Source organism: Kumtagia ephedrae, from assembly GCF_003012745.1.
In the GTDB taxonomy this organism is placed as follows: Bacteria; Pseudomonadota; Alphaproteobacteria; order Rhizobiales; family Rhizobiaceae; genus Kumtagia; species Kumtagia ephedrae.
In genome coordinates, this window is record NZ_PXYK01000009.1 from 20576 (window position 1) to 34316 (window position 13741).

A 13741-nucleotide genomic window follows, 5' to 3' on the forward strand; every position below is an offset into this window, starting at 1 on the left:
TTGCCACGGGGCCAACGATCAGCCTCTGGCCATGTGTGGGGGCTACCATGCCGCTTCGCTTCAGCACGTTCCTTCTGGCAGTGGCGGCGGTCTGCTGCTGGAGCATTGCGGCGACCGCGCAGGAGCATGCGGACGTCAACGAAGCCAACAACCCGCTGACGCCGAAGATCACGGTCAACTTCCACGATTACTACGTACCGGAGTTGACCGATCTCGACGACCGGTACGCCAACCAGTTCCTGCTGCGCGGCCTGATCCCGTCCGACCTGTTCGGCGCTCCTCAACTCTTCCGGTTCACCTTGCCCGTCGCGAGCGCTCCGGAATTTCCGGACGGCTACGTCACCGGTCTTGGCGACCTCACCCTGATGGACCTCTTCGTGCTGCCGAAGGTGGAGGACGTGACGCTAGGGGCGGGTCCGATCCTGGTTGTGCCCACCGCGACCGACGATGTGCTCGGCGCGGGCAAGTGGCAGGCCGGCGCTGCCGGCATCGCCATCGCACCCCAGCACTGGGGCCTCTTGGGCGGGTTGGTGACCTACCAGCACTCCTTCGCGGGCGACAGCGACCGGGAGGATGTATCGCTGCTTACGCTTCAGCCGATCGTCAATTTCAACCTGTCGGACGGTTGGTATGTCAGGTCGTCGGCGATCTGGAACTTTGATATCGAGAGCGGCAACTATTCGATCCCCGTCGGCCTCGGGTTGGGCAAGGTCATTCCCGTCAACGACAAGGTGACGATGAACGCCTTCGCGGAGCCGCAGTACACGCTCTTCAGCCACGGCGCCGGACAGCCCGAATGGCAGATTTTCGCCGGCGTGAACTTTCAGTTCGCGATCGGGCAGTGAAGGACGGGGAAAGCAAGGATGAGGATGCCGAGTCGGCATGCACGACGCGCCCAGAAGTTCATCATCGGCAGGGTTCTGGTGCGTGGCCTGTGATACGGTGGCGGCCGGGGCATCAGGACGGACAGGGCAGATAACTCGCGACAACGCAAACATCTCAGCGACAGGGGACGAGAGATGAGATCGGGCAGGTCGACACGCCTTTTAGCCGCGACCGCATTCCTCGCCGCGATTGCCGGAGCCGGACGCGCGGAAGCTACCGAAGCCGTGGCGGGGCGCTACATTCCCGGCGCCTTCGCCGGTCCGGGCATGGGCATCGTGCCGCCGGTTCCGGGCGCCTACTGGGCCATCGAGAACGTCTACTATCATGGTGAGGCGGGCGCGGACGTTCCGTTCGGAGATAATTCTGTCGCTGTCGGACTGAGCGCGGACATTTGGATCACGGCGCTTGCCGGGGTGTATGTGCCCGGCATCGACCTTCCGGGTAACTGGACCTATGCCGTGCAGGGCATCCTGCCGATCGGCTGGACGGGCGCCGACGCGGTGGTCGGCCCCTTCGCGGCACACGAAGAGATGGCCGGCATCGGCGACATCGCCATCGCCCCGATCCTGCTGGGCTGGCACGACGACGCTTTAAACACGTTCTTCTCGACCTCGCTCACCGTCACGGCGCCAACCGGCCGATGGGAGGACGGCGCCCTCGCCTTCGTGGGCCTGAACTACTGGACCTTCACGCCTGCGGTCGCCTTCACCCGGCTGTTTCCCGAGCACGGGCTCGACTTCTCCGCCAATCTCGGCATCGACATCAACACGAAGAACACCGACACCGACTATTACAGCGGCGCGCTGGCGCATCTCGACCTGGCGCTGACCAAGAAGGTGACGGAAAATCTGTCGGTCGGCGCGATCGCCGGCTTCCTCTATCAGGTCGAGGGTGACGACAGCGACTTCGCCGACGCCCATGACGGCTTCAAGGGCCGCTCCGTCGCCGTCGGGCCCCTGGTCCAGTACAAGGCGAAATTCTCCGAGACGACCGAGTTCGACCTGATCTTCAAATGGTCGCACGAGCTTGATGTGAAGAACCGCATGAAGGGCGACGCGCTCGTCTTCCAGATCAGCGGAAAGTTCTGAGGGTAACCGCGACAACCCGTTCCATCCGCTATCGCGCCGCAAGGTTCGACGCGACACTTGTCACTCGGCGCGTGTCCCGATCTGGCAGAAGCAGGCGAGGCCACCGCCGGCGCGCTGCGTGCGCACCGGCCGATCCTGTCACCCACTACAGTTCCGACACCTTGTCGTCGGTCTGCCAGTCACTTCAGCTCGAAGGTCACCGTGACCTGGACGCGGTAGGCGTTCTCGCCGGCTTCCACCGGCACCGCCTGAGCCTCGGCGCGGTCGAATCCCTTCGCGGTGATCGGCATGGGCGGCGGCGCGAAATTCTGGTCGGCGATCTCGATCACCCTGCCCAGGCCCACGCCGGCTGCCTCGCTCAGCGTGCGCGCCTTTTCGATCGCGTCGGCGACGGCGCGCTTGCGCGCGTCGGTCAGCGCCTTCGACGGGTCCTCGTTGGCAAAGGAGATGCCGCCTCCCTGGTTGACGCCGAGCGACACGGCCTTGTCGAGGATCTCGCCGGTCTTGGCGAGATCGCGCACCCGCACCGACAGCGTGTTGCTGACCTGATAGCCGGCGAGTTCCGCCGTCTGGGTGCCGTCCGGCCGGTTCGCGTAGTTGTAGCGGGGGTTGATCTGCAGGCCGCCGGTCTGCAGGTCGCGATCGGCTACACCAGCCGCCTTCATCGCGGCGATGACCGCCGCCATGGCCGCATTGGCGGCGTCGAGCGCCTCGCGCGCCGTCTTGGCCTCGCGCATCACGCTGAGCGACAGCAGGGCCAGATCGGGCGGGATCGAGCTTTCGCCTTCGCCGATGACGATGATGCGCGGCGGAGTCGGCGGCAACTGCTGCGCGAGCGCGGCCGAGGCGGGCGCCACGAGGGAGGCCGCGAGGGCCAGCGGCAACAGGCGGTGCATCATGAAAATCTCCTGGGATGCGTTTGCAACCATGCGGTTAGGCAGGGATTGTGGGCTGATTGCGGCGAAGAAATGCCGACCCTGCTGTCTGGGAAACCATAACAGCTTCCGTTGTCGAGAGCCTCCGAAACCGGCGGACGCGGCGTCGTTCGACCATGGTCCTTCGATCAGGCATCGAAAACGACCCGCCGTCGGTCCCGGAGACCCGTTTTGAAGCACTGCCGTGCGGTCAGCGGATGATCGGGCAGTGCGGCGCGCGGGCGAAGGTCACGATCACGCGCTCGCCGTGACGGCGGCCGGCCACGTCGATGGTGCGGCGGCCGACGTCGACGACGCGGGCGCGGCGGACGCCGAGGCGTTCGGCCTTGTCGACGGCACGCCGGGGCGTGCATTCGCGGCGCTCCCACCGGTCCCGGCGGTCCCAGCGATCGTGGCGCCAGCGCGGCCCGTGGTCGCCGACATAGACGCCGACGCGCGACTCGCCGCCGCCGAAGTTGAGGTAGAGCCCGTCCGCCTGCGCGGTGGCGGCCATGCCGGTGAGCGCGGTCAGACCGACGACGGCCGAGAGGGCAGCGGTCCTGAGCATGTTGAACATCGTCATCTCCTTGTCGATCGGCCGGCGCTTCTCGCCTCAGCCTTGGACGCAGAATGACGGATCGTTGCTGAACGGCCGCGGAACCCACCGTTCAGCCGGCGTTCATCGAGACGGCAGGCGTCTTGCCTGGAGGTTTTGGTGAAAAGCGGGTGCAAGCCCTACGGTTCGGCCTCGACCACATGGTCGAAAAAATCCTCGTCCTCGGCGAGATCGCTGTCGAAGGCGGTGACGCGGCCGCGGATCGATATGCCGGCCTCGTGCACCGTGTCGCGGTCGCCGCTGACCAGGTGGTGCCACCAGTAGAGTTCCTGCCCCTCGGCGACCAGCCGGTATCCGCAGGTCGACGGCAGCCAGTCGATGGTGCGGACGTTCTCGGGCGTGAGTTGCACGCAGTCAGGCACCTGTGCCTTGCGGTTGGCGTAGTCGCGGCAGCGGCAGCTGCCGGTGTCGAGCAGATGGCAGGCAACGGTGGTCCAGTAGATTTCCCCGGTATCCTCGTCCTCGAGCTTGGACAGGCAGCATTTGCCGCAGCCGTCGCAGAGCGACTCCCACTCGGCGGCGGACATTTCTTCCAGCGTCTTGGTCTTCCAGAACGGCTCGCCCATGGCGGCCATGTGGAGCGCGGCGGGACGGCCGTCAAGCCATGGCGTCGCCGCAAGGCCACATCTGCCACCCCCCTGCCCCATTGCCGCCCGACCCGGAACAAAGTGGGGACTATGCTGGTTTCATGGGCGTTGGGACCCTGTATGCACGGAGTTTTCGAATGAACCGCAACATCCGCATTCTGGCGGGAACGGCGCTTGCGACCGTGATGGCTTCGGCCTCGGCCGGCGCTTTCCCCGCCCGGAACCCGGTCCCGACAGGGTTCGAACCTGCGATCCTTCTGGCGCAGTCCGACGAGTCCGTGGAAGAGCTGCGGCCGCGCGGCGGCGGCTCGGAGGAAGCCGAACCGCGCGAGAGGCGCAAGCAGCGCGCCGAGAGGCAGGCCGAACCCGAGGGCCGGCAGGCTCAGGAGGAGCCCCGCCGGCGGGAGGCCTCCGAGGACGAGGCGGAACGCCCCAGGCAGAAAAGGGCTCGCGAAGCCGAACGCCAGGCCGACGAGGAGCAGGCGGAACCCCGCAGAAAGGCCAGGGAAGCCCGGCAGGCCGAGGAGCAGCCCGCTGCAGCCGAGCAGGAGCGGCCTCGCCGCAAGAGCCGCGAGGCGCAGGCCGAAGAGCCGCCTGAAGCCGGCGAAGCCGAGCGCCAGGCGGAGCAGGAACGTCCCCGCAAGAAGTCCCGCGAAGCGCGGCAGGCCGAGGAACAGCAGGAGCCACAGGCCGAAGAGCCGGCGCGCCGCAAGCCCCGCCAGGCGGAACAGGACGCGCAACCCGGTGGAGCGGACCGGCAGCGGGCCGGCTCCGCCGAGGAATCCGACCCGCAAGCCGAAGAGCAGCGGCCAAGGGACCGACGCAAAGCACGCGAGGCCGCGCAAGATGCCGAGCGGCAGCGCGCCGAGGAGCAGCAGCGCGAGGAGGCCGCGCCTGAGGAGGCTCGCCCCGCCGAGCGGCAAAGGCGTGACGGCGAGCAGCGACGCGAGGCCGGAGACGAGCCCGCGAGAGCCGAAACGCCGGAAGACGGCGACCGCCCGACGGAGCGCGCCGAGCCGCAAGAGCCGACCCCGCGCGAGCGCACGGCCAGGGAAGAGGCGCCGGACGACGGCAGTGCCGCCCCGGTGCTCGACAGCCAGAAGCAGCGGCCGCGCGAGGAACGCGACCGTGATCAAGCCCGCGAGCGGGACCGGGATCGTGAGCAGGCCGGCGACAGCGAACGGCCCAGAACCGGCGAGGACCAGGCTCGTGAGCGGCGGGAAGAGCCACGGACCGACGAGCCGCCCGCCGCCGAGGTCCCGGCCGGTCCGCCGCCCGACAGCGACCGTGCCGCGCAGGAGTCTGTGCGCCGCGCCGAGATCCGCCCGGTCATCGCCGAGGAAGGCCGGCGCCGCGAAGGCCGGCCGGACGACGACCGCTGGCGCCGGCGCGAGCGGCCGGAAGGCACAGACGTGCTGCGCGAGATCGGCGACAGGCTGATCCTCGGGTTCGGCGATCAGGTGATCGTCGAGAGCAACGACCGGCCGCGCATGGCCCGCGGCGCCCGCGAGGTCTATTACGAGGACCTGCCGCGCGGCCGTACCCGCGAGGTGATCGTTCGGGCGGACGGCACCCGTGTCGTCACCATCCGCAACGCCTATGGCGACGTGATCCGCCGCTCGCGCATCGCGCCGGACGACCGGGAATACATCCTCGCCTATGTCGAGGAGGACGACTACGACCGGGTGCGCGACTGGCGCGATCCCGGCCTCGACCTGCCGCCGCTCCGGCTCGACATCCCGGAGGAGGAGTACATCCTCGATGCCGCCGCGGTGGAGGAGCCGGACGTCTACTACGAATTCCTCGAGCAGCCGCCGGTGGAGCGGGTGGAGCGCCTCTATTCGGTCGACGAGGTGAAGCGCTCGGCCAGAATCCGCGACAAGACCCGCCGCATCGACCTCGACACGCTGACATTCGAATTCGGCTCGGCGTCCATTCCCGAGGACCAGATCCCGCGGCTGGAAGGCGTCGCCCAGGCGATCGAAAAACTGCTCGAGAAGAACCCGGCCGAGACCATCCTGATCGAGGGCCATACCGATGCCGTCGGCTCCGACCTCGCCAATTTGGCGCTGTCCGACCGCCGCGCCGAGGCGGTGGCGGAGGCGCTGACCAACGTCTTCGCCATCCCGCCGGAGAACCTGTCCACCCAGGGGTATGGCGAGGAGTTCCTGAAGGTGCGCACGCAGGAGCCCGAGCGGGAGAACCGCCGCGTCGCGATCCGCCGCATCACCCCGCTCGTCGCCCCGGTGGCGTCGGCGCAGTAGCGCGCTTCCCTGCCCAGTCCCGTTTCTCCAGTCGGGACCAGGCAAAAGAGGCCCGGCCGGTTGATTGACCGGCCGGGTTCTTTTCAAACCCCGGCAAAGCCGGCCGCGGCGGGCCGACGGCGCGTCGCCTCCCTACCCCCACTGCCTCATCACTTTCGTATCGGTGCGCGCAAAAACCTCGTCCGGGACGAAAAAATCGCCGGCGAGCGGGCCGGCGCCCGGCGCGTATTTCGAGAAGTCGGTGACGCCTTCCTCGCGCAAAACCTCCTCGTCGATGTAGAAATTGCCGGTCGCCTCGCGCGACGGGCGGGTGAGGATCGTGTGCGCGGCGTCCGCCATGATCTCGGCCGAGCGGCTGATCGCGGCGACCTGCTCGCCGCCGAGCAGGTTGCGCACCGCCGCCGTGTCGATCGCCGTCAGCGGCCACAGCGAGTTGACGGCGATGCCGTCCTTCGCGAACTCCGCGCTCATGCCGAGCGTGCACATCGACATGCCGAACTTCGCCATGGTGTAGGCGACATGGCCCTTGAACCATTTCGCCTTCATGTCGAGCGGCGGCGCCAAATTCAGAATGTGAGGATTCTTCGCCAACTTCAGGTGCGGAATACACATTTTCGACACCAAGAAGGTGCCGCGCGCGTTGATCTGCTGCATCAGGTCGTAACGCCTCATGTCGGTCTCCAGCGTGCCGGTGAGCTGGATGGCGCTGGCATTGTTGATGCAGATGTCGATGCCGCCGAATTTTTCGACCGTCTTCGCCACCGCCTCGGCGACCTGGCTTTCCTCGCGGATGTCGCAGACGACGGCCAGCGCCCTGCCCCCGGCCGCCTCGATCTCGGCCGCCGCGGTATGGATCGTGCCCGGCAGCTTCGGATGCGGCGTGTCGGTCTTGGCGGCGATGGTGACGTTGGCACCGTCGCGCGCCGCGCGCAGCGCGATCGCCAGCCCGATGCCGCGCGACCCGCCGGAAATGAACAGCGTCTTGCCCTTGAGCGACATGGTCTTTCGCCTCCTCCTGTTTACCAAAAGTTTGTTGTGGCGGCCAAATGTGCGGCCGGCAAGGGGTGGGCAGGCTTGCGCAACGGAAGGGGGTGGCGCCTAATGGCGCGACTGCAACCGGAGATCGTATCATGCGTCTCGTCTTCGCCGCGCTCGGCGCCATGCTTCTCACCACCGCCGCGGCGCAGGCCGACGACTGCGCCAACGCGCAGGACCAGGCGACCATGGACAAATGCTCGGCCAAGGCGTTCGCCGAAGCCGACAAGAAACTCAACGCCGACTTCAGGGAGATCGAGAAGCGGCTGGGCGACGACGCCAAAGCAAAACACCTGCTGGTGCATGCGCAGCGCGCCTGGATCGCCTTCCGCGACGCCGAATGCGCTTTCAACGCCTCCGGCGTCGACGGCGGCAGCGCCTATCCGATGGTCTATTCCGAGTGCCAGGCGGCGCTCACCAATCAGCGGGTGAAGGACTTCAGGACCTATCTCTCCTGCGAGGAAGGCGACATGAGCTGCCCGGTGCCGGCGCAGTAGTGCGGCGCGCCTTATCCTCCCCCTTGTGGGAGGGTAAGGCGCGCCGCACCGCCGGGCATTTTCCGTGCCAAGGTCCCCCTCTCCGTCTCGGGCTACGCCCTCGACACCTCTCCCCCACTCCGTGGGGGAGAGGAACCCAGGCTGGAGGAGCGCCGGCATCGCGGCAGCGGTTCCTCGCCCCCGCAGGGGAGAGGTGTCGAGGGCGAAGCCCGAGACGGAGAGGGGGAAGCGCCGGGAGAGGAAGCGCCGGGGACAGTTTACTTTTTTCGGCCCGCGCGACCTTTGAACTGCTGCGGCCTTTCTGCCGAAAGAAAGTAAACTGTCCCCTGAGCATACGTCGTCCTCGCCACGCCCGGCACCGCCGTCTGGCCATTGAGAAGATCGGGAAGACGGGCGGCCGCGGGGTCGCGCATCTAAGTTTTAATGCGACCTCGCGGCCGCCCGTCCGGTGCTTTCGGCCGGTTCCGTTCCCCAACCAAGGCATCAGCCCGGCATGCGCCGGCGATATGCGTGTCGGCGGCGGACATACCCCGCCTGGTCCCCGTCTGGTGCGGGGAGTCTTGGGAACTCTGGACCGACCCCGGACTTCGCGGCCACGTTAGCCGCTACCCTCCGGACACCGATCCCTCCCCGCAGACCACCGTCATGATCGGCGTTCCCGCAGGAGGGACTGCCGGAGATTATGCACGAGGTCTGGAGCAAGGGGATAAAACCAGCGCGAAAAGCGCATGTTTCTTGCAGCGGCTATCGTAGCAACGGCAGGCAAGTGCCGGGGACAGTTTACTTTTTCCGCCCGCGCCGGCCTTGGAACGCCGCCGCTTTTCCGCGGAAAGAAAATAAATTGTCCCCTGCAATCTGTCCTTGCCCCCTCTCCGTCTCGGGCTACGCCCCCGACACCTCTCCCCCACTTCGTGGGGGCGAGGAAACACCAGGCAGGAAGCCTACCGCCACACCACCTCGGCCGCGGCCTCCGGGTCGGCCTGGAACTCGGCGGCGCGGGCGCAGGCCTTGCTGACGTCGTCGGCCATGGCGGCAAGCTCGCCGCCGACCAGCACGCCGTAAATCACCAGCACGTGCTGATCGTGATAGGTCTTCTGCGCGTCGGTCATCTTTGCCGCGTCGGCGGGCGCCAGCGCCTCGAAGGCCGTCTTCATCTTGGTGTCGTCGAGCACGAAACCGTCGCAGGCGGCGGCGATGGCCGCCTGGTGTGCAATCAGTTGCAGCTTGGTCGTCTGCTCGCGCGTCAGCGCGCCTTCCAAGAGGTCGACGGCGTGCAGGCGCACGAAGGCGGTGTCGGGCTCGTCGGCCAGCGCGGGCTGGGCGGCTGAGGCGGACAGGGCGGCGGCGAGGCAGAGGGCCGGAAAATGGCGCATGGCGAAAATCCCCAAAACAATCAGAAGACGCGGTGCGTCCAGGACGGCAGGAAGTCGCCGTCATTGTCGTAGCAGGCGCCCTCGCGCGGATAGCAGACCACGCCGCGCGCCGGGGAAAACGGCGCGGCCGGCTGGTAGGCGGGCGCGGGCGGGATGTACTGGTCGCGATGGTGGTGGTCGTGCGAGATGGCGGCGGCCGCGATGCCGCCCAGCACCAGCCCGCCGACCAGCGCGGCCGTGTCGTCGGAATGCCAGTGGCGGGCAAGCCCCGGCACCGTCATCGACAAGGCGAGCGCTCCCGCCAGTGCCAGTCTCGCCAGTGTCCCGCGCATCGGCGCCCCTCCCGATTTGTTGATGGTGGCGGGAGAGTATGCCGGGCGAAGCGGCGGTGGCAAGCGGGGATGGGGCCGATAGATGGCTTGGCGAACGGCTACTCGCCCGGATGCGGATGTTCGCCCGGTTTCGGACGTTCATCATCCCAGGTCCGTATCCAGAGCAACCCCAGGCCCGCAATGACGAGAGCGCCGACCGGCATGATGAGTAGGGAAAGCATCTGGATGGTGGTCATGGCAATAGCCTCTTGAGCACCAGGCTCGCCATCCAATGTAGTGCGGCTGACACGACAAGACAAATCACGCTGACGACCACAACCGATATCGTCGAGCTGTTCGTCACGGTACCGTACAGCGTCGAGAAAACTGGAGCCAAGCCGCCGACCGCGAAAAGTGCGATGGCCAAGCCGTTGAGATAGGTAGCGAAAAGCTTCAGGCGCTCATTACGGATCAGACTCATGGCGTCGGAAATCCCCCGAGCGCACTTCACACGAGAGCCGCAGCGGGGTCAACGCGCCGCAAATCGACGACAGCTCCCATTATGGATGGCGCACTTCCGCGGCGACCCCACCCGGCGCGCTGCGCGCGCCCACCTCCCCTCAAGGGGGAGGTGGGCGTCGGCGCATCAGAAATAAGATTGCAGCGGCCTGACCTCGAGGCTGCCGGCCTTGAGCGCGGCGATGGCTTCGGCGACCGCGGCCATGCCGGAGAGCGTGGTGTAATACGGCACCTTCTGCATCAGCGTGGCGCGGCGCAGCGATTTGGAGTCCGACACCGCCTTCTGGCCGTCGGTGGTGTTGAAGACGATCTGCACCTGCCGGTTGCGGATGGCGTCCTCGATGTGCGGGCGGCCCTCCAGCACCTTGTTGATCTTCTGCGCCTCGACGCCGTTTTCGACCAGGAAGCGGGCGGTGCCGGAAGTCGCCAGCACCTTGAAGCCCAGCCCGGCCAGCCGCTTGACCGCCGGCAGGATGCCCGCCTTGTCCTCGTCGCGCACCGACACGAACAGCGTGCCCGAGCGGGGGAGATCGATGTTGGCGCCGAGCTGGCTCTTGGCGAAGGCCATGGCGAAGTCGCGATCCAGCCCCATCACCTCGCCCGTCGACTTCATCTCCGGGCCGAGCAGGATGTCGACGCCTGGGAAGCGGGCGAACGGGAACACCGCCTCCTTGACGGCGACGTGGCCTGGGTTGCGGGCGTCCGGCTTGGCGCCGTAATGGGCGAAGGCATCGTCCAAGGTCTCGCCGGCCATGATGCGCGCCGCGATCTTGGCGATCGGCTTGCCGACGGTCTTGGCCACGAACGGCACGGTGCGGCTGGCGCGCGGGTTAACCTCCAGCACGAAGATGGTGCCGTCCTTCACCGCGTACTGCACGTTCATCAGCCCGCCGACGTTCAGCGCCTTGGCAAGTGCCGCCGTCTGGCGCTCCAGCTCGTCGACCAGCTCCGGGGCGAGCGAGTGGACGGGCAGCGAGCAGGCCGAGTCGCCTGAGTGGATGCCGGCTTCCTCGATATGCTCCATGATGCCGGAGACGTAGGTGTCTTTGCCGTCGCACAGGCAGTCGACGTCGACCTCGATGGCGCCCGACAGATAGGTGTCGAACAGCAGCGGGTTCTTGCCCAACAGCGTGTTGATCTGGCCGGTCTTGTCGTTGGGATATTTCTGCTTGATGTCTTCCGGCACCAGGCCGGGCACGGTGTCGAGCAGGTAGGTCTGCAGCATGCCCTCGTCGTGGATGATCTGCATTGCGCGGCCGCCGAGCACGTAGGACGGGCGCACCACCAGCGGGAAGCCGAGCTCGGTGGCGACGGTGCGCGCCTGCTCGACCGACCAGGCGATGCCGTTCTTCGGTTGGGTGAGGTCGAGCTTGCGCAGGAGCTTCTGGAAGCGGTCGCGGTCCTCGGCAAGGTCGATCATGTCGGGCGAGGTGCCGAGGATCGGGATGCCGGCCTTCTCCAGCGCGTCGGCGAGTTTCAAGGGCGTCTGCCCGCCGAACTGCACGATGACGCCGTGCAGCGTGCCGGCGGCCTGCTCGGCGCGGAGAATCTCCAGCACGTCCTCGGCCGTCAGCGGCTCGAAATAAAGGCGGTCGGAGGTGTCGTAGTCTGTGGAGACGGTCTCCGGGTTGCAGTTGACCATGATCGCTTCATAGCCGGCGTCGCGCAGCGCGAAGGCGGCGTGGCAGCAGCAATAGTCGAACTCGATGCCCTGGCCGATGCGGTTGGGTCCGCCGCCGAGGATGACGACCTTCTTCCGGTCGGAAACCTCAGCTTCGGAGCGGGTCTCGCCGGCGAAGGGAACCTCGTAGGTCGAATACATGTAGGGCGTCGGCGAGGCGAATTCGGCGGCGCAGGTGTCGATGCGCTTGTAGACCGGATGCACGCCGAGCCTTTCGCGCAGCTTCGCCACCTCGGAGGCTTCGCGGCGGGCGAGCGAGGCGAGGCGGGCGTCGGAAAAGCCCATGCCCTTCAGCATGCGCAGATTGTCGGCATCCTCCGGCAGGCCGTGCTCGCGCACACGCTGTTCCATGGCGATGATGCCGTCGATCTGTTCGAGGAACCACGGGTCGATGCGGCACATCTGGTGGACGTCCTCCAGCGAGGTGCCCATGCGGATCGCCTGCGCCACCATGCGCAGGCGATCGGGCGTCGGCGTGCCCAGCGCGGCGCGGATGGCGTTCTTCGCTTCCGGGCCGTCGGCGCCGGGGATCTCGATCTCGTCGAGGCCGGTGAGGCCGGTTTCAAGTCCGCGCAGCGCCTTCTGCAGCGATTCCTGAAAGGTGCGGCCGATCGCCATGACCTCGCCGACCGACTTCATGGCCGTGGTCAGCACCGGTTCGGCACCCGGGAATTTCTCGAAGGCGAAGCGCGGGATTTTCGTGACGACATAGTCGATGGAGGGTTCGAACGACGCAGGGGTGGCGCCGCCGGTGATGTCGTTCTCCAGCTCGTCCAGCGTGTAGCCGACCGCCAGCTTCGCCGCGATTTTTGCGATCGGGAAACCGGTGGCCTTGGAGGCAAGCGCCGAGGAGCGCGACACGCGCGGGTTCATCTCGATGACGACGAGGCGGCCGTCGGCCGGGTTGACGGCGAACTGCACGTTGGAGCCGCCGGTCTCCACGCCGATCTCGCGCAGCACCGCTATGCTCGCGTTGCGCATGATCTGGTATTCCTTGTCGGTCAAGGTCAGCGCCGGCGCGACAGTGATCGAATCGCCGGTATGCACGCCCATCGGGTCGATGTTCTCGATCGAGCAGACGATGATGCAATTGTCCGCGCGGTCGCGGACGACCTCCATCTCGTATTCCTTCCAGCCGAGCACGCTCTCCTCGATCAGCACCTCGGTGGTGGGCGAGGCGTCGAGGCCGGACTGCACGATGTCGAAGAATTCGGCGCGGTTGTAGGCGATGCCGCCGCCGGTGCCGCCCATGGTGAAGGACGGGCGGATGATGGCGGGCAGGCCGACATGGTCGAGTGCCTGCGCGGCGATCGCCATGGCGTGGCTGATGTAGCGCTGCTTGCGGTCGCCCTCGCCGAGATTCCAGCTTGTTTCGAGCGCGTCGAGCGCGGCGTCGAGGTTGTCCGGCTTCTCGGCCTTCAGCGCGGCGCGCTCGGCCTCGTGCGTCTTGCGGTCGGCGTCCTTGACGGCCGAGGCATTGGCCAGCATCGATTTCGGCGTCTCCAGGCCGATCTTCTGCATCGCCTCGCGGAACAGCGAGCGGTCCTCGGCCTTGTCGATCGCCGCGGCGTCGGCGCCGATCATCTCGACATTGTAGCGGTCCAGCACGCCCATGCGGCGCAGCGACAGCGCGGTGTTGAGCGCGGTCTGGCCGCCCATGGTCGGCAAGAGCGCGTCCGGCCGCTCCTTGGCGATGATCTTTGCCACCACTTCCGGCGTGATCGGCTCGATATAGGTGGCGTCGGCCAGCTCCGGGTCGGTCATGATGGTGGCCGGGTTGGAATTGACCAGGATGACGCGGAAACCTTCGTCCTTGAGCGCCTTGCAGGCCTGGGTGCCGGAATAGTCGAACTCGCAGGCCTGGCCGATGACGATCGGGCCGGCGCCGATGATCAGGATCGATTTGATATCGGTGCGTTTCGGCATGGCTCGCTCGTCGATCTGGCCCCGCGCGAAAGACCGGTACGGGCG

Annotated in this window: 13 protein-coding genes; 4 read left to right on the forward strand and 9 right to left on the reverse strand. The window is 67.1% G+C overall.

Annotated elements, in window-relative coordinates; genetic code table 11:
* Positions 1-47 precede the first annotated feature (47 nt).
* Both C7I84_RS10865 and C7I84_RS10870 read left to right on the forward strand, forming a co-directional pair.
* The gene (locus C7I84_RS10865; RefSeq protein WP_106772206.1) at positions 48-845 is read left to right on the forward strand and encodes a hypothetical protein; all 798 of its coding nucleotides are present in this window, start codon (positions 48-50) and stop codon (positions 843-845) included.
* Positions 846-1109: 264 nt separating this feature from the next.
* Positions 1110-1973, forward strand: coding sequence for a SphA family protein (locus tag C7I84_RS10870; protein WP_165816045.1), 864 nt, complete (start codon positions 1110-1112; stop codon positions 1971-1973).
* Positions 1974-2152: 179 nt separating this feature from the next.
* Here C7I84_RS10870 and C7I84_RS10875 read toward each other — a convergent pair whose 3' ends face one another.
* The 3 genes from C7I84_RS10875 to C7I84_RS10885 form a co-directional block, all read right to left on the reverse strand.
* A complete protein-coding gene (locus C7I84_RS10875) occupies positions 2153-2872 on the reverse strand; it encodes an SIMPL domain-containing protein (protein WP_106772208.1) in 720 nt (239 codons plus the stop codon).
* Between the two features lie 226 nt (positions 2873-3098).
* Entirely contained in the window at positions 3099-3464 is a 366-nt protein-coding gene (locus tag C7I84_RS10880) for a hypothetical protein (protein ID WP_106772371.1), read from the reverse strand.
* Positions 3465-3622: 158 nt separating this feature from the next.
* On the reverse strand, positions 3623-4069 hold the full coding sequence (locus C7I84_RS10885; protein WP_106772372.1) for a YcgN family cysteine cluster protein: 447 nt from the start codon (positions 4067-4069) through the stop codon (positions 3623-3625).
* 158 nt (positions 4070-4227) lie between these two features.
* Between C7I84_RS10885 and C7I84_RS10890 the strand changes: the two genes are divergently transcribed.
* The gene (locus C7I84_RS10890; protein WP_106772209.1) at positions 4228-6354 is read left to right on the forward strand and encodes an OmpA family protein; all 2127 of its coding nucleotides are present in this window, start codon (positions 4228-4230) and stop codon (positions 6352-6354) included.
* A 132-nt stretch (positions 6355-6486) separates the two neighbouring features.
* Here the strand turns inward: C7I84_RS10890 and C7I84_RS10895 are convergent, their stop codons facing one another.
* Positions 6487-7353 (reverse strand): SDR family oxidoreductase, encoded by an 867-nt coding sequence (locus tag C7I84_RS10895; RefSeq protein ID WP_106772210.1) that lies wholly within the window; start codon positions 7351-7353, stop codon positions 6487-6489.
* A gap of 131 nt (positions 7354-7484) precedes the next feature.
* On the opposite strand from C7I84_RS10895, the gene C7I84_RS10900 reads away from it, so the two are divergent.
* Positions 7485-7886 (forward strand): lysozyme inhibitor LprI family protein, encoded by a 402-nt coding sequence (locus C7I84_RS10900; protein WP_106772211.1) that lies wholly within the window; start codon positions 7485-7487, stop codon positions 7884-7886.
* A 941-nt stretch (positions 7887-8827) separates the two neighbouring features.
* Here the strand turns inward: C7I84_RS10900 and C7I84_RS10905 are convergent.
* From C7I84_RS10905 to carB, 5 genes are all read right to left on the reverse strand, one after another.
* A complete protein-coding gene (locus C7I84_RS10905) occupies positions 8828-9259 on the reverse strand; it encodes a hypothetical protein (protein ID WP_106772212.1) in 432 nt (143 codons plus the stop codon).
* Between the two features lie 20 nt (positions 9260-9279).
* A complete protein-coding gene (locus tag C7I84_RS10910; protein WP_106772213.1) occupies positions 9280-9591 on the reverse strand; it encodes a YcgJ family protein in 312 nt (103 codons plus the stop codon).
* Between the two features lie 98 nt (positions 9592-9689).
* Entirely contained in the window at positions 9690-9827 is a 138-nt protein-coding gene (locus tag C7I84_RS30005; protein WP_165816046.1) for a hypothetical protein, read from the reverse strand.
* Positions 9824-10051, reverse strand: coding sequence for an amino acid transporter (locus C7I84_RS10915; RefSeq protein WP_106772214.1), 228 nt, complete (start codon positions 10049-10051; stop codon positions 9824-9826). The genes C7I84_RS30005 and C7I84_RS10915 overlap by 4 nt, the downstream gene beginning before the upstream one ends.
* A gap of 165 nt (positions 10052-10216) precedes the next feature.
* Positions 10217-13696 carry a carbamoyl-phosphate synthase large subunit gene (gene carB / locus C7I84_RS10920; protein ID WP_106772215.1) on the reverse strand — a complete coding sequence of 1160 codons (3480 nt, stop codon included), beginning with the start codon at positions 13694-13696 and terminating at the stop codon, positions 10217-10219.
* Positions 13697-13741 lie beyond the last annotated feature (45 nt).

What these genes read in the sequence shown, in the direction of transcription:
- C7I84_RS10910 (WP_106772213.1), bottom strand. Translation starts at nt 9,591, where the DNA reads ATGCGCGGGACACTGGCGAGACTGGCACTGGCGGGAGCGCTCGCCTTG.
- C7I84_RS10895 (WP_106772210.1), bottom strand. Translation starts at nt 7,353, where the DNA reads ATGTCGCTCAAGGGCAAGACGCTGTTCATTTCCGGCGGGTCGCGCGGC.
- C7I84_RS10880 (WP_106772371.1), bottom strand. Translation starts at nt 3,464, where the DNA reads ATGTTCAACATGCTCAGGACCGCTGCCCTCTCGGCCGTCGTCGGTCTG.
- C7I84_RS10885 (WP_106772372.1), bottom strand. Translation starts at nt 4,069, where the DNA reads ATGGGCGAGCCGTTCTGGAAGACCAAGACGCTGGAAGAAATGTCCGCC.
- C7I84_RS30005 (WP_165816046.1), bottom strand. Translation starts at nt 9,827, where the DNA reads ATGACCACCATCCAGATGCTTTCCCTACTCATCATGCCGGTCGGCGCT.
- C7I84_RS10865 (WP_106772206.1), top strand. Translation starts at nt 48, where the DNA reads ATGCCGCTTCGCTTCAGCACGTTCCTTCTGGCAGTGGCGGCGGTCTGC.
- C7I84_RS10915 (WP_106772214.1), bottom strand. Translation starts at nt 10,051, where the DNA reads ATGAGTCTGATCCGTAATGAGCGCCTGAAGCTTTTCGCTACCTATCTC.
- C7I84_RS10900 (WP_106772211.1), top strand. Translation starts at nt 7,485, where the DNA reads ATGCGTCTCGTCTTCGCCGCGCTCGGCGCCATGCTTCTCACCACCGCC.
- C7I84_RS10905 (WP_106772212.1), bottom strand. Translation starts at nt 9,259, where the DNA reads ATGCGCCATTTTCCGGCCCTCTGCCTCGCCGCCGCCCTGTCCGCCTCA.
- carB (WP_106772215.1), bottom strand. Translation starts at nt 13,696, where the DNA reads ATGCCGAAACGCACCGATATCAAATCGATCCTGATCATCGGCGCCGGC.
- C7I84_RS10890 (WP_106772209.1), top strand. Translation starts at nt 4,228, where the DNA reads ATGAACCGCAACATCCGCATTCTGGCGGGAACGGCGCTTGCGACCGTG.
- C7I84_RS10875 (WP_106772208.1), bottom strand. Translation starts at nt 2,872, where the DNA reads ATGATGCACCGCCTGTTGCCGCTGGCCCTCGCGGCCTCCCTCGTGGCG.